At 53.6% G+C, this 22474-nt stretch carries 14 protein-coding genes; 5 read left to right on the forward strand and 9 right to left on the reverse strand.

The annotated features are described in order from the left end of the window. Positions 1–54: 54 nt before the first annotated feature. From baeR to NNN64_RS10615, 6 genes are read right to left on the reverse strand one after another with little or no spacing between them, the layout of a single operon-like run. Entirely contained in the window at positions 55–777 is a 723-nt protein-coding gene (baeR, locus tag NNN64_RS10590) for a two-component system response regulator BaeR (protein WP_137382236.1), read from the reverse strand. After that, complete coding sequence (gene baeS, locus NNN64_RS10595; RefSeq protein ID WP_137382237.1) at positions 774–2177, reverse strand: two-component system sensor histidine kinase BaeS; 1404 nt, start codon at positions 2175–2177, stop codon at positions 774–776. The genes baeR and baeS overlap by 4 nt, the downstream gene beginning before the upstream one ends. Continuing rightward, complete coding sequence (locus NNN64_RS10600) at positions 2177–3589, reverse strand: MFS transporter (RefSeq protein WP_271441354.1); 1413 nt, start codon at positions 3587–3589, stop codon at positions 2177–2179. Before NNN64_RS10600 ends, baeS begins: the two co-directional genes overlap by 1 nt. Beyond that, entirely contained in the window at positions 3586–6666 is a 3081-nt protein-coding gene (mdtC, locus tag NNN64_RS10605; protein WP_271441355.1) for a multidrug efflux RND transporter permease subunit MdtC, read from the reverse strand. Before mdtC ends, NNN64_RS10600 begins: the two co-directional genes overlap by 4 nt. Next, on the reverse strand, positions 6667–9789 hold the full coding sequence (locus NNN64_RS10610) for an MdtB/MuxB family multidrug efflux RND transporter permease subunit (protein ID WP_271441356.1): 3123 nt from the start codon (positions 9787–9789) through the stop codon (positions 6667–6669). Beyond that, complete coding sequence (locus NNN64_RS10615; protein ID WP_271441357.1) at positions 9789–11036, reverse strand: MdtA/MuxA family multidrug efflux RND transporter periplasmic adaptor subunit; 1248 nt, start codon at positions 11034–11036, stop codon at positions 9789–9791. Before NNN64_RS10615 ends, NNN64_RS10610 begins: the two co-directional genes overlap by 1 nt. 279 nt (positions 11037–11315) lie before the next feature. Here NNN64_RS10615 and NNN64_RS10620 point away from each other — a divergent pair, with 279 nt between their 5' ends. Next, positions 11316–11375 (forward strand): type I toxin-antitoxin system Ibs family toxin, encoded by a 60-nt coding sequence (locus NNN64_RS10620; protein WP_109017525.1) that lies wholly within the window; start codon positions 11316–11318, stop codon positions 11373–11375. Between the two features lie 99 nt (positions 11376–11474). Here the strand turns inward: NNN64_RS10620 and yegD are convergent, their stop codons facing one another. Then, positions 11475–12827: a molecular chaperone gene (gene yegD / locus NNN64_RS10625; protein ID WP_271441358.1), complete on the reverse strand. Its 1353-nt coding sequence runs from the start codon at positions 12825–12827 to the stop codon at positions 11475–11477. Positions 12828–12963: 136 nt separating this feature from the next. Between yegD and alkA the strand changes: the two genes are divergently transcribed. Further along, entirely contained in the window at positions 12964–13833 is an 870-nt protein-coding gene (gene alkA, locus NNN64_RS10630; RefSeq protein ID WP_271441359.1) for a DNA-3-methyladenine glycosylase 2, read from the forward strand. Here alkA and NNN64_RS10635 read toward each other — a convergent pair. Next, positions 13801–17130 carry a diguanylate cyclase gene (locus tag NNN64_RS10635; protein WP_271441363.1) on the reverse strand — a complete coding sequence of 1110 codons (3330 nt, stop codon included), beginning with the start codon at positions 17128–17130 and terminating at the stop codon, positions 13801–13803. The two genes, alkA and NNN64_RS10635, sit on opposite strands and share 33 nt — an antisense overlap. A gap of 315 nt (positions 17131–17445) precedes the next feature. Between NNN64_RS10635 and udk the strand changes: the two genes are divergently transcribed. The 3 genes from udk (at position 17446) to asmA (ending at position 20640) form a co-directional block, all read left to right on the forward strand. Beyond that, positions 17446–18087 (forward strand): uridine kinase, encoded by a 642-nt coding sequence (gene udk, locus NNN64_RS10640; protein WP_005128328.1) that lies wholly within the window; start codon positions 17446–17448, stop codon positions 18085–18087. Between the two features lie 91 nt (positions 18088–18178). Next, positions 18179–18760: a dCTP deaminase gene (dcd, locus tag NNN64_RS10645; protein ID WP_003036774.1), complete on the forward strand. Its 582-nt coding sequence runs from the start codon at positions 18179–18181 to the stop codon at positions 18758–18760. Positions 18761–18786: 26 nt separating this feature from the next. Beyond that, on the forward strand, positions 18787–20640 hold the full coding sequence (asmA, locus tag NNN64_RS10650; RefSeq protein ID WP_271441360.1) for an outer membrane assembly protein AsmA: 1854 nt from the start codon (positions 18787–18789) through the stop codon (positions 20638–20640). A gap of 43 nt (positions 20641–20683) precedes the next feature. Here the strand turns inward: asmA and NNN64_RS10655 are convergent, their stop codons facing one another. After that, on the reverse strand, positions 20684–22267 hold the full coding sequence (locus tag NNN64_RS10655) for a TerC family protein (protein WP_271441361.1): 1584 nt from the start codon (positions 22265–22267) through the stop codon (positions 20684–20686). Between the last annotated feature and the right edge of the window lie 207 nt (positions 22268–22474).

The following is a 22474-nucleotide window of genomic DNA, read 5'->3' on the forward strand; positions in this document are numbered from 1 at the left end:
TATTGTGCCGGGTGGGCGTTTTGCCTTACCCGGCCTTGATTGACTTCTGGCAGATTAAGCAATCCGACAGGCATCGGCTTCCCAGCGATATCCTACGCCATAGACCGCGCGGATAAACGACTGCTCTGCATCCAGCGATTCCAGTTTGCGGCGCAGGTTCTTGATATGGCTGTCGATGGTGCGGTCGGTAACGACGCGGTAGTCATCGTAGAGATGGTTGAGCAATTGCTCGCGGGAGAACACTTTTCCCGGTTCATGCGATAGCGTTTTGAGTAAGCGAAATTCAGCGGGCGTCAGGTCGAGCATTTTTCCACGCCACGATGCCTGAAAACGGCCTTCATCGACGATCAGAGGACTTTCTGCATCCATCTGTTGCAACTCGCGCTGTGGTTTACAACGGCGCAGGATCGTTTTCACTCGTGCGACGACTTCCCGCGGGCTGTATGGTTTACAAATGTAGTCATCTGCACCGATCTCCAGCCCCAGCAGGCGGTCAATCTCTTCGATTTTGGCGGTCACCATCATAATCGGGACATCAGAGAAACGACGAATTTCCCGGCACAGAGTCAGACCGTCGGTACCTGGCAACATCAGATCTAACAAGATAAGATCGGGCGGCGTCTGGCGTACGTAAGGCAACACCTGATCGCCGTGGTTGATGAGCGTAGGGGCATAGCTTGCCGCACGCAGGTAGTCGATGAGCAGTTGCCCCAGCTTGGGCTCGTCTTCCACGATCAGAATACGCGGCGTGTTTTCATCAATAGGTAACTCAGTCATACATCTCTCTGTAAGTCGCGTTCCAGCGGTAACTCTACTGTAATGCTAACCCCGCCAAAAGGCGAATGGGCGGCGCGGATCAGACCATTATGCGCCTGGACAATGTTGACGCAAATCGCCAGCCCCAGCCCGGACCCTCCGCTGGCCCGGTTACGGGACCCTTCGGTACGATAAAAACGTTCAAACAGTTTCTGTAGCTGTTCGTCGCTAACGCCGGGAGCGGAATCGGCGAAGGTTAGTAACACCATCCGCTCGCGCTGTTCGGCGCTGATATGCAGACCGCCACCGCTGTCGGTGTAGCGTAGGCTGTTTTCCAGTAGGTTGTTAAACAGTTGCATCAGGCGATCCCTGTCGCCAAAGACCGTCATGCTGTCCGGGAGTGAAAGTTGGATCGTCAGTCCACGACTGGCGAAGCGTTCGCGAAACGCGCCGCTCGCCACTTCCAGCAGAGGGATCAGGTCCAGCGAGGTTTTCTGGTAGGCCAACGCACCTTCATCAGACATAGAAAGCTGGTGGAGATCGTCTACCAGTTTGGTGAGCGTACCCACTTCGGCCTGCAATGAGGCTACCGAATCCGGGGTGAACTGACGTACACCATCCTGAATAGCTTCGAGTTCGCCGCGTAAAACTGCCAGCGGCGTGCGCAGTTCGTGAGAGATATCAGCCATAAAGTCCCGGCGCATCTGCTGGTTTTTTTCCAGCGTACTGGCGAGCTGGTTGAAATCCTGCGCCAGTTTGCCCAGTTCATCGGTACTGGTGGGGACCACGCGGGTGGTAAAATCGCCGGCAGCCAGTTTGTGTGTGCCTTCCACCAACCGCTTAACCGGGGCCAGCAGGCTGCGCGCAAGCGTAAACGTCGCCAGCGCGGCAAGGATCGTGGAGAGCGCCACGATAAGCCAACTGGATCGTCTTTGCTGCATGTCGAAATTGATATCCGTATTCCGCGTTAAACGTTCTACGGGCGAGGCGATCACGGCCCCCACTTCGCTGCCGTTAACGCGTATGGGATGGCGCATGCCGTCACGCGGTACGGGACCGCGCGGGCCGACCAGCACGCGGGCACTTTGATCGACCACCCAAAATTGCGTACGCCAGCCGTGCGGCGGCATGCCGGGTCCCGGTTTATCATCGTCATTGTCGTGTTCAAAAGAGCGCAGGATCTGGAAAACAAAACGATCGTTATTGCGTAAGAATCGCCAGTTGCCGTGCTGCTCGTACTGCTCGCTTAACGCATCGCTGAGCATTTGCAGGCGTTGTTCGTTACCGTGTTTGATGTAGTCAATAAAACCGCGTTCGAAGCTAATGCGCACGGCCCAGTGCATACTGATCAGCAGCACAATGCAGGTGGCGAAAATAGCCAGAAATAGTTTGCCGGTGATACCGGGCCGCCAGAACTTCATCAGGTGCTCCTTTTGCGCCGTGAAATCACCGCGTTGGTCTGCGTGTCGTTCGGCACGCGGGCAAAAATGAGGGCGGGCAGTGCGATAAGAAACGCAATGCACAGCCAGGTGTACATAAAGACGGTATGCGTAGACGCGCTATCGATGGCGATATGCTGCTGCCCAAACATGCCTAACAACAGGCCGGCGATGGTTACCCCGATACTCATCGACAGTTGCATAATCATCGACAGCAGGCTGTTGCCGCTGCTCGCGAGGTCATCTGGCAGGTCTTTTAGCGTCAGCGTGTTCATTGAGGAGAAGCGGGTAGAATTGACCATTCCCTGTAAGAACAGTATGAACGGCAGGGCGTAATACCAACCCAGTAACGCGGTGCTCATCAGCAACAGGCTGACCATCGACAGGGCAAGCGTGGTGGTGACCAGTACGCGACGGTAGCCAAACCGGTTGACGACCTGAACCACGATGCGTTTCATTCCCATACTGCCCAGCACCATCGGGATCATCATCAATCCGGCATGAAATGGTGAAAAGCCCAATCCAATCTGCAGGAAAACCGGGGTCATGAACGGTAACATTCCGCTACCAATCCGCCCGGCAAAGCTGCCGAACAGGCCTAACGAGAAGGTGTGTGTACGAAACAGATGCAGGCTAAACAGTGCACGAGGGTTGTTGTGGGCATGTTTCAGATACAGCAGGATCGCCAGTACGCCACAGATAACCAGCGCTGCCAGCGTGATGTGGGAAATGCCGGTTCCCTTACTACCATCGAGCGCTAACGTGAGTACCGCCATGCCGACAGCCAGCATCATGAATCCAGAAAGATCGAAACGGCGAGTTTGCATGGTGTAGTTGGGCATCAGCATTAACGTCGCTATTGCCCCGACAATGCCAACCGGAATGTTAATCAGAAATATCCAGTGCCAGGAGGCATATTCCACCAGGATACCACCTAATGCCGGGCCCAGAAGAGGGCCAATCTGACCGGGCAAGGTGACGAATGTCATTGCCGCCATGTATTGCTCGCGTGGGACGATTTTCATCACCGTCAACCTGCCGACGGGCACCATCATCGCGCCGCCTACACCTTGTAACACACGAGCCATCACCAGTTCATCCAGCGTTCCGGACCAGGCGCAAAAAAGCGATCCCAGCGTAAACAGAATGATCGCGGTGAAGAATATATTGCGCACACCGATTTTATCGGCCAGCCAACCGCTGGCGGGGAGCATTACGGCGACGGTAAGTACATACGACACAATGACCATGTGCATATGCAGTGGGCTTTCCCCGAGACTTTTGGCCATCGAGGGAAGCGCGGTGTTGACGATGGTGGTATCCAGCGACTGCATGAAAAAGCCAAATGCCACAATCCAAAGTTGCCAGCGGGTGCTGTCGGGAAGTTCTGTCATAACTCTGCTACCGGTTTGCTGTTTTTACGCGAAAAACGCAGACGCAGACGGTCGAAAAAGAGATAGACCACCGGAGTGGTGTACAGCGTCAGTAGCTGACTGACAACCAGCCCGCCAACAATGGTTATCCCCAATGGTTGACGCAGTTCAGAGCCGTCACCTGCGGATAATACCAGCGGCAGCGCACCAAACAGGGCCGCCAGCGTGGTCATCATTATTGGGCGAAAGCGCAGCAGGCAGGCCTGGAAAATCGCTTCTTCGGGCTGCAACTTGCCATTTCTCTGCGCTTCCAGCGCAAAATCGACCATCATGATGGCGTTTTTCTTCACAATGCCAATTAATAGCATGATCCCTATCAGGGCGATTAGGCTGAACGGGGCATTGAACAGCTCCAGCGCCAGTAAGGCCCCAACGCCAGCAGAAGGCAGCGTGGAGAGAATAGTCAGCGGGTGAACATAGCTTTCATACAGCATACCCAGCACGATATAGACGGTGGCGATGGCGGCGATAATCAGGATCACCTGTGAGTTCATGGTGTCCTGAAATACCTGTGCGGTACCCGCAAAGCTACCGCGTACCGTCGACGGTACTCCAAGCTGGGTCATCGTTCGGTTGATGGCCTCCGTCGCTTCAGAAAGTGAAGAACCGGTCGGCAGGTTAAATGATACGGTTGAGGCGGCAGACAACCCCTGGTGATTCACCGATAGCGGCGCATTTGCCGGTTGCCATTTGGCAAAGTACGACAACGGTATTGCTTTGCCATCGCTGTTAATGACGAACATTTTGTCCAGGGCGCTGATATCCTGGGTGTAGCGTGGGTCGACTTCCATCACCACTTTGTATTGGTTCATCGGCTGATAGATGGTTGAAATTTGTCGCTGACCAAAGGCGTTATTCAGCAGGCTGTTGGCAGCTTCAACGTCGATTCCCAGACGTGACATGGTGTCACGATCGTAGGTCAGATTCATTTCCGCGCCGTTGTCCTGCTGATCGGAGTTGACGTCCGCCAACTGGGGCAGGGCGGCCAGCGCCTTACGAATTTTTGGTTCCCATTCGCGTAGTGCGGCGAGGTCATCTGACAACAGAGTGTATTGGTAGCTGGCATTAGCCTGACGACCGCCGACGCGAATATCCTGCACCGCCATCAGAAACAGGTTTGCGCCGGGTTCTTTGGCAAGCTTCACACGCAGGCGGTCGATCACCTGTTGCGCCGTTTCGTGACGTTCTCCACGAGGCTTCAGGGTGATAAACATCATTCCGCTGTTGACGCGTGAACCGCCGGTAAACCCGGTGACGTTATTCACCGCAGGATCGTCGCGGATGATCTTCATAAAGTCCTGCAGTTTGCCCCGCATCGCCTGAAACGAAATGCTCTGATCGGCTTGGATCCCGCCCATGAGCACGCCAGTATCCTGCTCCGGGAAGAAGGTTTTGGGGATTGAAATATAGAGCCAGACGTTCAGGGCAATGGTTGCGAGTAGCACCACGCCCACCATGCGTGTGTGGCATAGCACCCACTTCAGCGAGGTGGCGTAGCTTTGTTGTAATGCCACCAGTACACGGCCAAATCCCCGCTTACGCGATTGTTCGCGTGGTGTGCTGGATTTGAGCATCCAGCCACACATCATCGGCGTCAACGTCAGCGATACCAGCAGTGAAATACCGATAGCCACCGACAGGGTGACGGCAAACTCGCGTAACAGTCGCCCTGGCAGCCCGCCCATTAATAGCAGTGGCAGAAACACCGCCACCAGCGACAGGCTCATGGAGAGAACCGTGAAACCCACCTCGCGCGTGCCCTGTAGCGCAGCCTGTAACGGTTTCATTCCTGCTTCGAGGTGGCGTGCAATGTTCTCCAGTACCACAATGGCATCATCGACGACAAAACCCGTCGCGATGGTTAGGGCCATTAACGACAGGTTGTTGAGGCTAAATCCACACAGATACATCGCGGCAAACGTACCAATCAGCGAGACCGGAACCGCAACGGCTGGGATCAGGGTGGCACGCCCGGAGCGCAGGAAGACAAACACCACCAGGATAACCAACGCGACGGAGATAATCAGTGTTTGTTCTACTTCAGCCAGCGAAGCGCGGATAGTGGGTGAACGATCCTGGGCGATTTGTAGATCGATAGCGGCAGGAACCAGGGTTTGTAACTCCGGTAGTTTGGCGCGAATGCTGTCGACCGTCTGAATAATATTGGCTTCCGGCAGTTTGCGGATCATCAACAGAATGGCCGGTTTGGCATTGGTCATCCCCGCATTGCGTACGTCCTGCACTGAATCACTGACAGATGCAACATCCCCCAGTCGCACAGCTGCACCGTTGTTATAGTGGATGATAACTGGCTTATATTCCGCCGCGGTTTTTAGCTCATCGTTGGTTTGTACCTGCCAGCGATGGGTTTTATCTTCGATAGCACCCTGTGGTTTACGCACGTTGGCGTTATCGATAGCGCTACGCACCGCGTCCAGCGATACACCCTGGTTAAACAGCGCCTGCGGATTAAGCCCCACACGCACGGCGGGAAGAGAGCTTCCTCCGACATCCACATCACCGACGCCGTTGATTTGTGCGATGGTCTGCGCCAGTTGCGTCGAGGCGAAATCGTATAATTCACCTTGCGAGTACGTGTCCGATGTTAGCGTCAGGATCATGATCGGGGCATCTGAAGGGTTGGCCTTCCGATACGTCGGGCGGCTGGGCATCCCGCTGGGCAGCAGGCTTTGCGCTGCGTTAATGGCGGCCTGTACGTCCCGTGCTGCACCGTTGATGTCGCGGTCAAATTTAAATTCGAGAATAATGCGCGTGCTACCAAGCGAACTGCTTGATGTCATCTCATTTACGCCCGCGATCCGCCCAAGCGAGCGTTCCAGTGGGGTTGCTACAGATGACGCCATTGTTTCTGGTGATGCTCCCGGTAGTGATGCACTGACCATGATTACCGGGAAATCAACCTGTGGCAGGGGGGCCACTGGCAACAGACGAAAGCCAAGAATCCCGCACAGGGTAATCGCCACCGAAATGAGAATGGTCGCGACCGGGCGATGGATGAAAAGCGCAAAAAATTTCATTTACGCGTCCTCTTCCTGACGCGGGAAGCGGTTTTTCACATACAGCGACAGTCGGTCAAATAGCAGGTAAATCACCGGTGTGGTAAACAACGTCAGGACCTGGCTGACCAGCAGACCGCCAACCATGCCAATACCTAATGGACGGCGTAACTCTGCACCTACACCGGTGCTTAGCATCAGTGGCAACGCCCCCAGTAGCGCTGCCAACGTGGTCATCAGGATAGGGCGAAAACGCAGCAGACAGGCCTGGAAAATGGCATCGCGGGGCGACATTCCCTGCTCACGTTCCGCGGCAAGGGCAAAGTCGATCATCATGATGGCGTTTTTCTTCACGATCCCGATGAGCAAAATAATGCCGATGATCGCGATCACGTCCAGTTCGCTGCCGGCAATCATGAGCGCCAGCAACGCCCCGACACCTGCAGTGGGAAGTGTAGAGAGAATCGTAATCGGGTGAATAAAGCTTTCGTACAATACGCCGAGCACGATATACATCGCGACCACTGCCGCCACAATCAGCCAGATGGTGTTGCCCAGAGCAGCCTGGAAGGCCAGCGTACTGCCCTGGAACTGAGTGGTGATATTTGCGGGCAGGTTAAGTGTTTTTTCGGCATCCTGAATCGCCTGTACCGCATCGCCCAACGACTGGTTATCTGGCACATTGAACGAGATAGTCGTCACCGGGAATTGATCGAGATGGTTAATCGATAGCGGGGCAAAACGCTGCTCAATGCTGGCGATAGCGCTGAGCGGTACGATCCCGCCATCGCTACTGGTCAGACGAATGGTATCCAGTGCTGCAAGTCCAGGTGTGCTGTCAGTGTTATGCTCTAACACCACGCGATACTGGTTTGCCTGCGTGTAGATAGTCGAAATTAAACGCTGTCCGAAGGCGTTATACAGGGCGTTATCGACATCCGCCATACTGATCCCTAAACGGCTGGCGCTGTCACGATTGACGTTCACATACGCGACCAACCCTTGATCCTGCCAGTCGCTGCTAACATCAGACAATTGTGGTAACTGCTGAAGTTTTTCAAGCAGCTGTGGGACCCACGTGCTGAGGGCGTCAAGAGAGTTAGCTTGTAACGTAAACTGGTATTGCGTTCGGCTGACCTGGGTATCAATCGTCAGATCCTGCGTGGGTTGTAGATAAAGGTCAACGCCAGGGACTCTGTCTACCTCATCCTGCAATCGGGCGATCACCTTCTGAACGCGATCGTCGCGCTCATCCAACGGTTTAAGATTAATTTGCAGGCGTGCACTGTTCAGCGCGGGGTTAGTGCCGTCAACACCCACAAAGGCCGTCAGGCTTTCTACCGCAGGATCGTTAAGGATCACATCGGAAACCTGGCGTTGACGCTGGGTCATGCTGGAAAATGAACTGGATTGCGGAGCCTGCAGCGTACCCTGAATAATGCCGTTATCCTGAATCGGGAAAAAACCTTTTGGGATAAACACCCACAGCATGACGCTCAGGGCCAACGTACCGAGGGCTACGCTAAGCGTCAACCACGGGTGGTTAAGTACTTTTGCCAGCCAGTGGCCGTATCCGGCAATCACCCGATCGAACATTTTTTCTGAGGCGCGGGAGAAGCGGTTTTGCTTACGCAATGACGCCTGACTGAGCATGCGCTCGCACATCATCGGTGTAAGGGTGAGCGATACGACGGCGGAAATCAGAATCGCTACCGCCAGCGTAACGGCGAATTCGCGGAACAAGCGCCCGACGATATCGCCCATGAATAGCAGTGGGATCAATACTGCAATCAATGAAAACGTCAGGGAGATGATGGTAAAACCAATCTCGCCTGCACCTTTCAGGGCTGCGGTCAGTGGCTTTTCCCCTTTTTCGATATAGCGCGAAATATTCTCGATAACCACAATGGCATCATCCACCACAAAACCCGTGGCGATGGTCAGCGCCATCAATGTCAGATTGTTGATGGAGAAATCAAGAAACACCATTACCGCGAAGGTCCCGATCAGCGATAGCGGAACGGCAACCGCAGGAATGATGGTGGCAGGAATATTGCGCAGAAACAGGTAGATAATCATGACGACCAATGCAATTGCCAGCATCAGTTCGAACTGAGTGTCGGCAACGGAAGCGCGAATATTGGTCGTACGATCCGAAAGTACAGTTACCTTCACCGATTTCGGCAGGCTTTCCGTCAGTTGCGGCAGCATTTGCCGAATACTGTCCGCCGTGGAGATAATATTTGCGCCTGGTTGACGCTGTACGTTCATCACGATGGCTTGTTGTTTGTTGGCCCATGCCCCAAGCCAGCTGTTTTCTGCACCTTGTTCGACGGTGGCGACATCACCCAGTCGTACCGGTGCACCATTTTTATAGGCAACGATTAACTGGCGATACTCATCGGCAGACTGCATCTGGTCATTAGCGGAAAGTGTAACGGCGCGCGTTGGCCCATCAAGACTCCCTTTGGCGGAATTGACGTTGGCGCCGGTAATCGCCGTGCGGATGGTTTCGCTGGTCAGGCCGAGCGCTGCAATCGCCTGTGCATTAAGCTTCACGCGGACCGCAGGACGCTGGCCGCCAGAAAGTGTCACCAGGCCAACACCAGAAACCTGGGAGATTTTCTGTGCGACGCGGGTTTCCACCATATCTTCCACCTGCGTCATCGGCATGGCGGTCGAGGTGACGGCCAGCGTCATGATCGGCGGATCCGCTGGATTAACTTTGCTGTAGACCGGTGGGTTAGGCAGGTCACTCGGTAATAAGTTGGTGGCGGCATTGATGGCGGCCTGAACTTCCTGCTCAGCAACATCCAGTGGCAGGGTCAGTTGAAACTGCAACGTGACGACCGATGCACCACCGGAACTTTGGGAGGACATTTGTTTCAGGCCGGACATCTGCCCGAACTGGCGTTCAAGCGGAGCGGTAACCGCAGACGTCATGACATCCGGGCTGGCTCCGGGGTAGAGCGTTATGACCTGAATGGTGGGGTAATCCACTTCTGGTAATGCCGCAATGGGCAGAAAACGATAGCCGATAATACCGGCAAGCAAAATCGCGACCATCAGCAACGTGGTGGCGACAGGGCGCAGAATGAACAGGCGGGACGGGCCGCCTGTATTGCCGGGAGGTAACACCTGCATCAGGAGCTCGCTCCTTTTTTGCCATAGCCGCGCGGTGCGGCTTTGTCGTCGCTAGCGGTGGCGGCGTGAGCCTCCACGACCTCGACTTTAGCCCCTTCCGTCAGACGATCAATACCGTCGGTTACGACGCGATCGCCCGCGGACAGCCCGGCGGAGATAACGACATTCTGGCTGTCCTGAATACCCGGTTTAACCAGATGTTTGCTGACTTTGTTGTCGTTGTTCAGCACCCAGACAAAGTGGCCTTCGTTACCCATTTGTAGTGCGGCAGTTGGGATCACGACGGCATTATGTTCCGTATCGACGAGCATGCGAGCGTTAACAAACTGATTCGGGAACAAGGCATCGTCCTGGTTGTTAAAGCGGGCCTTTGCTTTGATGGTGCCGGTGGTGGCGTCAATCTGGTTGTCGAGGCTCAGCAGCACACCTTCGCTCAGTTTTTTCGAGTTGGTACGGTCCCAGGCCTCAACTTTCAGTGGCGTCCCCGATTTCTGTGCCTGTACTACGGTCGCGATATCGTTCTCTGGCAGAGTGAAAACCAGATCAATAGGATGGGTTTGTGTAATGACGACAATCCCGGTGGTATCGCTGCTGGATATCTGGTTACCCACATCCACAAGCTTCAGGCCCACCCGACCATCAACAGGAGCCGTTATCCGGCTCCAGTCGAGTTGTAATTGCGCGCTGGCGACGCTGGCTTCATCGGCTTTTATCGTCCCTTGTGTTTCGTTGACCAGCGCCTGTTGTGCATCCAGTTCCTGACGAGAGACCAGATTCGTTTTGGCCAATTGCTGATAGCGGGCGAGGTCGCGACGAGCATTGGCTAGCGTGGCTTTATCTTTCGCTAGCTGTCCCTGCGCCTGAGCCAACGCAACGTTAAACTGGCTCGGGTCGATCTCAGCCAGCAGATCGCCGGCTTTCACCTGTTGCCCTTCCTGAAAGTGTATGGCGATGAGTTGGCCGTCCACGCGACTGCGTACCGTCGCGGTGTTCGCGGCAGTAATGGTACCCAGCCCGGTCAGATAGCGTGGAACCGCTTGTTCGACTGCCGTAGCCGCCTGAACCGGAGCCAACGGACCGGAACGCATTCCTCGTCGTCCCGTTGCCGGAGCGGGTTGTGTCTGACGGGTCGCGCCGGGGGCTGTTCCCTGAGGTTCGCTGCGACTTTGCCAGAACCAGAAGGCGGCGATGGCGGCCACGACGATCACGATTACTATCACCCAGCGGGATTTGTTACGGCCTTTCATTGTTATGAGTTTCTCTTCCTGAAACGTTTCGCGGAATGATACTAGTTTAGCCAGTGAACAAGGGAGAAAAATGGAGGAATTATGAAACACTGTCGGGATTCGTCTGAATGACGGCGCGGCTTTGCGAGGCATTACGCAACAATCAGCAGCGAAAATCGCCAATGCGAAATAGTGTGTCAGAGTGTGGTCAAGGCGATAAGGAGGTAAGCCAGAGATTTCAGCGGGACGCTGGAACGGGAAAGCCCCTCCCGAGGAAGGGGCCAAAAAAAGGAAAGGGTTATGATGAAGCAGGTCATCATACTGGTGATACTCTTAGTCATTAGCTTACCGGCTTACTAAGACACCAGGGGGAGGGTAAAACCTCCCTAACCCTCACTCCTGAAAGTAATCCACAGTAACGATGATGTCAATACGTACGCTTTTCAGCCTGCGAGCGACTTAGTGGAAAACCACTTCCGCCCAGCGAGCCAGCCCTGCGGTGACAGAGCCAAAGTCATCGCCACCGGCGATAGGGATCCCCGGAAGCTGTTCAGCAAGGGCTTTTTTGATCAGCGGTGAACGGGCGCTACCGCCGGTCAGATAAATGACATCCGGTTTTTCCTGCGCGTTATCCAGCGCTAACTGAACCTGCTCAAGAATACGTGCCAGCGGTTGATTTAACGCCGCTTCCAGTCCTTGCTGGCTGATAGCGGTGGCCAGCGCATCGCTGATAAATGGCAGTGCCGCGGTAACGTTTGTCTGGTCAGAAAGCGCAATTTTGCTCTCTTCTGCGCTGCGTACCAGGCGATAACTCAGGCGTTCACGCCAGACTTTAAGCAGCAGCGCCACTTTGTCTGCTTCACGTGCATCGCGGATCAGATCGTTGAGTAAACGTCCGTTGGCGGTGCTGTAGAAATCACTTTGTGCCGGAACATCGTTGATCGCGACCGCGTTCCACCAGGGTAAAATCGGCAATGCGATGCCTTTTTCCGTTTCGCCGCCCATACCCAGCAGTGGCATCAGATGTTTAAAGGCTAACGCAATATCCAGATCGTTACCGCCCACGCGGCAACCGCTGTGTCCCAGCAGGCTGTTTTCGCGATCGGCGCGCTGATGCCATTGCGGTCCCATTAGCAGTAGCGAACAGTCAGTGGTACCACCGCCGATATCCACCACCAATACGCGTTTTTCTTCCTGCAAGGTTGCTTCAAAATCCAGACCCGCGGCTACCGGTTCGTATTGAAAAACAACATCCTGAAAACCAGCACGCTTTGCCGCACGCGCAAGGATACCCTGCGCCTGGGCGTTGGCATCATCACCGCCTAACCCCTGGAAGTTGATCGGGCGACCGATAACGGCCTGGGTGATCGCTTCCGGTAGCTGGTTTTGCGCCTGATTGCGAATATGCAGCATCATCGCGCAGACCAAATCCTCAAATAGCGCAACCTGCTGCGGCTTCAGGCCGCTGGCACCCAGGAATGATTTTGGCGATTTAACAAAGTAAACCTCTTCCGGGTCGTCAATGTATTGCGCCAGTGACGCCAGACCAAACTGCACGCTATTGGCGCTAACATCGATGTCTTCATCGCGGTTAAAACGCATCGCACGACTCAGTAGCGCCTGTGTTTCGGCATCCGTCGTGGGGACATCATGATGGCGATACAACCATTCGCTCACCGCTTCACGCGTAGGCGCACAAAGCATTGAGGGCAGTAACGTGCTGTTATTTTCCATTTTGAGCAGGTGTGGCTGCCCGTCACGCATTACGGCTACTGAACAGTTTGCCGTACCGTAGTCAAAACCAATAAACACCGTAAAAATCCCCATGCCCGTGAAGAAGGGGCGTGACTTTAGCGAAATGTTGCCGCCCCGACAACTGGAATATGAAAGCAAGGCGTATCGATTGAATACCGTTTATGCTGTAGGTTTAACTAAAAAGGGAACCTGAATGTTAACACTGAGCTGGCAGCCGCCTTATGACTGGTCCTGGATGCTAGGGTTTCTTGCCGCCCGTGCGGTGGAGGGTGTCGAAACCGTCGGGGAGTTGTATTACGCCAGGAGCCTGGCAATCGGTGAGTATCGCGGGCTGGTGAGGGTAGTGCCTGACCTGAAGACACACCAGCTTCAGGTCAGGTTAAGTCCAGGTTTACAGCCCGTTGCGCCAGAATGCCTGGTTAAAATTGAGCGGTTGTTCGATCTTGGCTGCTGTCCACAGCATATTGTTAACGCTCTGGGCAGCCTGGGCGCAGCGCGTCCTGGCTTGCGGCTACCCGGCTCTGTCGATGCTTTTGAACAAGGTGTGAGGGCGATATTAGGCCAGTTAGTGAGCGTTGCCATGGCGGCAAAACTGACCGCGAAAGTTGTACACGCCTACGGTGACAGGCTTGATGACGCGCCTGAGTATGTGTGTTTTCCCACACCACAAGCGCTGGCTGCTGCTGATCCTTTGCACCTGAAAGCCTTAGGGATGCCGCTCAAACGCGCCGAAGCGCTCATTCATCTGGCACGAGCAACGCTTACCGGAAGGCTTGCATCGGTTGCACCAGCCGATATTGAGCAAGGCGTAAAGTACCTACAAACGTTTCCCGGTATAGGGCGCTGGACTGCCAATTATTTCGCGCTACGCGGTTGGCAGGCGAAAGATGTTTTTCTCCCTGACGATTATTTGATTAAACAACGCTTTCCGGGCATGACGCCAGCCCAGATCCGGCGTTATGCCGAGCGCTGGAAGCCGTGGCGCTCCTATGCGTTATTGCATATCTGGTATACGGAAGGGTGGCAGCCGTCAGTTGATAGCGAAGTTGCTGGTATTGAGTAGCAGATCCAACGGCTGAGCATCAGCAATGATGTCGCCGTAGATCATATCGATACCGATACCAGAAAGTGCGTCCATAATAAGCGGCATTTGCACGGGGCCGGCGATCGTTTTGATATCCAGGCGCTGTGCATGGCCCTGGATAATAGAAACCCACATTTCATCCATCAGGTTGCCGTGAACACTGGCGCTGATATCACTATCGAGTAACAGGTAATCGACGGTGTGAAACTTCAGGTTTTCAAAGATCTCTAAGTCGCGCCCAACCTGGCTTAAAATAATCCGACAACCCGCGTGACGAAGCCGCTGAATGGCCGATAGGCTCTGAGCTGGATGCGATTTCATCACTCCGGCTGGAATGGTCAGGTGTAATAATCGTGGTGGTAGCGGGCTACGTTGCAACTGTTCTAGCAGTTCATCCACAAGTTCGGTACTCAACAGTCCGGCGGCAGAAAGGGGAAGGGCAATACTGAGTCCCTTACTGGCAATCGCCGTCGCTGCATGCTGGAAAAATTCGTTAAAAACCCGGCGGTCAAGCGCATGATTAAGCGCAGGGTCAACAAGTCCGGTACGGAAGATATGCTCTTCGATAACATCACCGTCCTCTGTTCCCAGACGCAGTGAGAGTAGCCAGAAGCTGAATGTCTCAGGAATGCGTGGAGAGGCCACACCCCGGGCGATCATGAGCATCGGGTTGTGCGCAATAATGTGCTTCTGTTCATCAAACGATAGCAGTTCCCGTGAGGTGTGCGTCTGACTTTGCTGAGGCTCATACACGCAGACCCGGCCACGTCCGCTGTTTTTGGCGGCATAGCAGGCGATATCCGCCTGGGACATAACCTCAGTCGCGACATGATTTTTCTCATCGATCAGCGTAATACCCGCACTGGCACCTATGCGGTGCAGACGGCCGTCCCACATGAACTGATACTCGTTGATGGCGCTGATAATACGGCCAGAGATAAAGCGTGCGCTTTCGATGTTGCAATCTGGCAGCAACAGGCCGAATTCATCGCCACCGAGACGCGCCAGTACATCGCTGGTACGTAGCATGCTGAGCATCAGAGAAGCCAGTTCGCGCAGCAGGGCATCGCCTGCAGCATGGCCCGCGCTATCGTTCACGGCTTTAAACCGATCCAGATCGATAAAGACCAGAACATGACGTTGATGCGTATCGTGTACGGCTTGCAGCAATTGTTTCAGATGGTTTTCAAAGCTGACCCGGTTAGCAAGATGGGTGAGATCATCGTGCGACGCGCTGTAGCTCAGTTGGCGTAACATCTTACGCGACTCGGTGACATCCTGAATGACCAGCACGGAGCCAATGCTGCCGCCGTCAAGGGTACTGAGTGGCGTAATGCTGTACTGAATGTCGTAACTGCTGCCGTTACGGCAATGCAGAACCACCTCCTGCTCTATGGCAGTACGCGACATATCGGCACTGTAGATGTTTTCCATCAACGGGCCGTTATCGCCAAAGGTAATACGCAGCACTGTCAGTAACGGAATACCTATCGCGTCGTCCTGCTGCCAGCCGCTCATCTTCTCGGCAACCGGGTTCATAAAGGTCACGTTCATGTCGACATCAATACAAATCACCGCTTCGCCGATCGAGTCCAGCGTGATGTGCAGGCGCTCTTTTTCCTGGTACAACGCTTCGTTGAGTTGCTTCACTTCGGTCATATCCAAATTGATGCCGAGTAAGCGTTCAACTTCTCCGTCTTTATTCAGTACCCGGTTAGCCAACGAGCGGATGTGTCGCACGCCGTCACGTACTGCAATACGAAATTCGAGCTTAAAGGGAATTCGTGCGGCCAGAGAGTCGCGAATCACATTTTCAGCATGCTCGCGATCTTCTGGTACGACGCACTCGTACCAGACTTGCCAACTGGGTTTGATATGCGGCGGGACTTCATAGAGATCGAACATGCGCTTATCCCAACTGATCACATCGGGTTGCAGTTCCCACTCCCAGATACCGATACCGCCCGCTTCGTTGGCGAGGGTGATGCGCTCCATCAGCCGCTTATTCATCCACTCGGTGTGTTTCAGGTCGTTTATGTCTTCGACCTGAGCAATAAAGTAGAGCGGGGTGTTGTCGCTGTGGCGTACCAGCGAAACGGCCAGCAATGCCCAGACGACTTCGCCTGCGCGCGTGTAATAGCGCTTTTCCATGGAGTAGCTATTGATTTCACCACGGGCCAACATGCCGAGTTGTTCGAGGTCGTTATTCAGATCTTCTGGCCAGGTGAGTTGCTGGAAGGTCAGCGCTCTCAGTTCATCCTGACTGTAGCCAAGAAACTGACACAGCGCCTTGTTTGCCTGTAACCACTGCCCTTCGGTACCGACCAGCGCCATGCCAATCGCGGAATATTCCATTGCATTACGAAAACGCGATTCGCTTTCAGAGATGTGTTTTCGCTCGGCCCGAAATGCGTACATCACCATAGTCATCATGTTGGCTGGCAACAGAATCATCAAAAACGGCAGCCACGGAATACTTGTCATCACATTCGCTTTTGGGGTGTAGAGCAGCGATGGGTTGGCAGCCAACATCAGAGAGACCATCATGACGGTGCTGAGGAAAATTAAAAATGCTTCCATACGCGGCAAACGGACGGCGCTCCACATCAGCAAAACAATGACGCAGGTAAACGGCCACGGCACGTACATCATGGAGAGCCAACTGAACGTTAAGGTGACGAGCAGCGTGATGAGGGTCTCAAGCAGTAAACGTGGATCGCGGTGGCGCAGCAGATAATGAGGCTTGAATAACAGACCCAATGGCACCAGCGCCAGCGCGCCGATGGATTCGGAAAGCACCCAAATGAGAAACGTATTTAACGAGGTTCCCTCCGGGAGTAGTAGCCACATCAGTACACCACCTAACAGCGGTGGAATGACGGCGCTACCCAACGCCAATCGCGCCCAGTCATTCAGATTCTGTAAGGGATTGTACCAGGGTAGCAGCTTGCGCAACAACATCGCGCCGGCGACCGCTTCAATAATGTTGATGGTCGTATAAGTGTAGTTAAGCGAACCGCCAGGAAAAAACAGCAAAGACGCGCCGATACTGCCGAATGAGCATGCCAGCGCTATCCCTGGCCACATTTTCCCCGCATGGCGGTAAAACGCCACCATCATAATTGAGGTTGGAAACCAAAGCGGTGCCAGTTGAGTACCGAAACGCGACAGTTCCAGCGAGAATAGCGTAAAGATAAATGCTACCAGACCTAAACTGGCCAGGCGCAGCAGAGGATGGGGTAGGGTAACTAAAACATGTTGGAATTGTTTACTCATTACCACTTTACCCAAATAGCCGATGTCGGCCAGCAGAGTTACCGGCCGCATCACGTTTAATCTTCGTTTATGCTAGTACAAATAATTTACAATTTATACGCCAGTTGCTCATAAATTAACACGCTCAAGCCATTAATTCCTAAGGCGGGTGAATAAAAATTGAGCCTGCTTTAAAATTAACCGTTTTAATTTGCGACAGGGAAAGCATTGGTGCAGCCTGGGCTGGCATCGCGCTGCTGAAATCCCTATAATTGCCGCGTTTGGCGTTTCGACGCCGCCCTTCCTTACATCCAGGTTAATCAGGTCGCTAAATTTATGACTGATCAGTCCCATCAGTGCGTCATTATCGGCATTGCCGGCGCATCGGCTTCCGGCAAGAGTCTTATTGCCAGTACTCTTTATCGCGAATTGCGTGAACAAGTCGGTGACGAACATATTGGCGTTATTCCCGAAGACAGCTATTACAAAGATCAAAGCCATCTGTCGATGGAAGAACGCGTAAAAACGAACTACGACCATCCAAATGCGATGGATCACAGTTTGCTGTTTCAGCATCTGCAAACACTTAAACGTGGTTCCGCCATTGAATTGCCCGTTTATAGCTATGTTGAACACACGCGCACACAAGAAACTATTCATATTGAACCCAAGAAAGTCATTATTCTGGAAGGCATTTTGTTGCTGACGGATGCGCGTTTGCGTGATGAAATGAACTTCTCTATTTTTGTTGATACGCCGTTGGATATTTGCCTGATGCGCCGTATCAAGCGGGATGTGAATGAACGTGGTCGTTCAATGGATTCGGTGATGGCGCAATACCAAAAAACCGTACGTCCGATGTTCCTGCAATTTATTGAGCCTTCAAAACAATACGCCGATATCATCGTGCCTCGCGGGGGTAAAAATCGCATTGCTATCGATATTCTGAAGGCGAAAATCAGTCAGTTCTTTGAATAAGTTCAGCGAATTGTGTACCGTTCAGTGATAACCTGGTTCACCCTTAACGCGCCTGGCATTAAGGGGTTGAAGCACGAAAGGAGAAAGTGCCATGCGTTTATGTGACCGAGATATTGAAGCCTGGTTGGATGAAGGTCGTCTGTCGATCAATCCACGTCCTCCTGTCGAGCGTATCAACGGCGCAACGGTAGATGTGCGTCTTGGAAACAAATTTCGTACGTTCCGCGGTCATACGGCGGCGTATATTGATTTGAGCGGGCCGAAGGATGAGGTCAGCGCTGCGCTTGACCGCGTAATGAGTGATGAAATTGTCCTCAAAGACGGTGAAGCGTTTTTCCTGCACCCGGGTGAATTAGCGCTGGCGGTAACGTTCGAATCCGTAACGCTGCCTTCCGACCTTGTTGGCTGGTTAGACGGCCGTTCTTCGCTGGCTCGTCTGGGCCTGATGGTACACGTTACGGCACACCGTATTGATCCGGGTTGGTCGGGCTGCATCGTGCTGGAATTTTACAACTCAGGAAAATTACCGTTGGCGCTGCGCCCCGGTATGCCGATTGGTGCACTGAGCTTCGAACCGCTTTCCGGCCCGGCAGCGCGACCTTACAACCGTCGCCAGGATGCGAAGTATCGCGATCAGCAGGGCGCGGTAGCCAGCCGGATCGATAAAGACTGAGTGTTTTTCAGTCCATTGGGGATAGCATGAGACGATTTCTGACGACGCTGATGATTCTTCTGGTCGTGCTGGTGGCCGGTTTCTCTGCGTTAGTATTGTTGGTGAATCCGAACGATTTCCGCGCATACATGGTGAAGCAAGTTGCTGCGCGTAGCGGATATCAACTGCAGTTGGATGGTCCTCTGCGCTGGCACGTATGGCCCCAGTTGAGCATTCTCTCCGGGCGCATGGTGCTAACGGCCGAAGGTGCCAGCGAACCTCTGGTTCGTGCCGACAATATGCGTCTGGACGTCGCCTTGTGGCCGTTGTTGAGCCACCAACTCAGCGTAAAGCAAGTCATGCTCAAAGGCGCGGTGATTCAACTTATACCTGAAACCGAGGCTGTGCGCGGAGTCGATGCCCCTGTTGCGCCAAAAGATAATACACTGCCGGATCTGGCAGAAGATCGTGGATGGTCGTTCGATATCGCTCGCCTGCGCGTGGCTGACAGCGTTCTGGTATTCCAGCATGAAGACGATGAACAGATAACGGTTCGTGATATTCACCTGAATATGGAACAGGATGCCCAGCATCGCGGAACGTTCGATTTCACCGGTCGCGTTAACCGCGACCAGCGCGACCTGACGTTGTCCATCAGCGGTGCTGTCGATGCGTCTGACTATCCGCATGATTTAGTCGCTAACATTGAGCAGCTAAGCTGGCAGTTACAGGGCGCTGACTTGCCGCCGCAGGGGATCCGCGGCCAGGGTCAGCTTCAGGCTCGGTGGCAGGAAGAGAAAAAACAGCTCAACTTTACGCAGATTCACTTAACGGCGAATGACAGTTCACTCGCCGGGCAAGCTCAGGTAACGCTGGCGGAGAAACCTGCATGGGACGTCGATCTGAAATTCGGCCAGCTCAACCTGGATAACCTGATCGTACAGCATGACGCTCTGGCGGCGACAGATACCGGGGCACAGCAGAGTCAGAGCCAGTCTACACTGGCGCGGCCGGTTATTGCCTCGCAGGTTGATGCCGTCTCTTATCAGGGGCTGCAAGGATTTTCCGCCAATATTGCACTACAGGCGGATAAAGTTCTCTGGCGGAAAATGGCATTTGATAATGTTTCTGCAAAAATCGTCAACCAGGCTGGCTTGCTGAATATCAATGAGTTACAGGGAAAAAGTGACGGTGGGTTGATCTCGCTTCCTGGCTCGCTGGATGCCAGAAAAGGCTCTCCACGGGCAGTCTTTCACCCACGGCTGGAAGGCGTAGAAATCGGCACTATCCTGAAAGCCTTTGACTATCCGATTGCCCTTACTGGCAAGCTGTCACTGACTGGCGATTTTTCGGGCTCTGACATTGATGCGCAGGCATTTCGTCACAGCTGGCAAGGACAGGCCAATGTTGAGATGAGCGGCACGCGTATGGAAGGCATGAACTTCCAGCAACTGGTGCAACAGGCGGTTGAACGTAGCGGCGGCAATGCAAGCTCACAACAGGATTTGGATAATGCGACGCGGCTGGATCGCTTTGTGACCGATCTGACGCTGGATAACGGCAAGGTTACGCTGGATAACATGGAAGGGCAGTCCGCCATGCTGGCGCTTTCGGGTAAGGGCACGTTAGATCTGGTTGAGCAAAATTGTGATACTCAGTTTAACGTACGTGTGCTGGGCGGATGGAATGGGGAAAGCAAATTGATCGATTTCCTCAAAGCGACTCCGGTTCCGCTCAGGGTCTATGGCAAGTGGCAGTCGTTAAACTATAACCTGCAGGTGGACCAACTCTTGCGTAAGCATATGCAGGATGAAGCAAAACGTCGATTGAACGACTGGGCCGATCGCAACAAAGACTCTCGCAACGGCAAAGATGTTAAAAAGCTGCTGGATAAACTCTGATCTCTATTGCCGGATGTCGCTTTAGCGCCATCCGGCATATCGCTTATACCTCGTAATCCATCTCTTCTTCACTGCGCAGTGGTATCAACTGGACTTTCTGCACCCGATGGTTTTCTACTTGCAAGGTTTTCAGCAAATAGTCTCCAACCTGTACTTCCTCTCCGGTTTTCGGGATGCGCTGCAGATACTCCATTAACAACCCGGCGATGGTGTGATACTCACGTTTCTCATCTAATGGGATCGGGACATACTGCACCAGGTCTTCCAGCGGCATATGGCCGTTTGCCGTCCACGACCCATCGGCATTTTTCTGAATATCATGACGAGCGTCGATCTCTTCGACTTCATTTGGCAAGTTACCCGCGATGGTTTCCATCACGTCGCTCAGCGTCACGATGCCTTCCACCGAACCAAACTCATCGGCCACAAAAGCGAAGTGCGTACGGGCATTACGGAACTGCTCCAGCGCCGGAAGGAGCGGCAGGGTTTCCGGGAATACCAACGGCTGGCGAAGTAAGACGCGCAAATCGAGTGGTTCGCCACGCAGCGACTGTTGCAGAAGGTCAATCACATGCACCACACCGAGCAGTTCTTCCTGTTCATCTTCTCCGGTTACGACCAGACGCGTATGCTGGTTTTTCTCCAGTAGTGTGCGAATTTCTGTTTCCGGCGCATTGAGATCAATATGCTCGATATCATGGCGTGACGTCATGATGCTACTGACGGTTCGCTGATTGAGGTTCAGTACGCGCTCAACCATCCGCCGCTCCTGTGGTGCAAAAATCTGGCCTTCATGATGATCCGCCAACATGGCGGCAGTTTCGGCATCCAGCTCGGCATCTTCTTTTTGACCACTTATCAGGCGCATCACCGCCTCGGCGGTACGCTGGCGTAACGTGTGGTTAGCCGACAGAAAACGACGACGGTTAAAAATAGCCAGCTGGTTCAGGGCTTCTATCATGACCGAGAAGCCGATAGCCGCGTACAGATAGCCTTTCGGTATGCGAAAACCAAAGCCTTCCGCGACCAGGCTGAAACCAATCATCAGCAGGAAGCTCAGGCACAGGATAACGATAGTTGGGTGGCTGTTAACAAAACGGGTCAACGATTTGCTGGCCAGCATCATCAGGCTGATGGCAATAATCACCGCCGCCATCATGACGGCCAGATGATCAACCATGCCAACCGCGGTGATCACCGAGTCCAGTGAGAAAATGGCATCCAGTACCACTATTTGCGCGACCACGCCCCAAAATTTCGCACCCCGACGCTGGGTGGGATTGTCGCTGTCTTTCCCTTCCAGCCTTTCGTTAAGCTCCATTGTCGCTTTGAACAGCAGGAAGAAGCCGCCAAATAGCATAATCAGGTCGCGGGCACTGAAGCTGAAGTCCCGAATGCTGAACAGAGGTGTGGTCAGCGTCACCAGCCATGATATTGACGCCAACAGTAGCAGGCGCATAACCATCGCCAGTAGTAGCCCGGTAATACGCGCCTTATCCCGCTGGGCTGGAGGGAGTTTCTCCGCGAGGATGGCAATAAAAACAAGATTATCAATGCCAAGAACGAGTTCTATCACGATTAGCGTGACGAGTCCGGCCCAGATTGACGGATCGGCAATCCATTCCATAGTAAATGCTATACCCATAGTTATATGACAATTGTCACAATTCGATCATGGGTAAAATCGACGAAAAATGCAATGGCGAGAAGGGATTTCTCTTCCGCTTATATCAGGATAGGAGGGAGAGAATAGCCCGAAGGTATCTGCACGAAATGGTTTTATTTATCCACTTATATTTAGGAAATATCGCAGACTGGATATTTATATATTAAC

The organism is Citrobacter sp. Igbk 14, from assembly GCF_028069825.1.
GTDB lineage: Bacteria > Pseudomonadota > Gammaproteobacteria > Enterobacterales > Enterobacteriaceae > Citrobacter.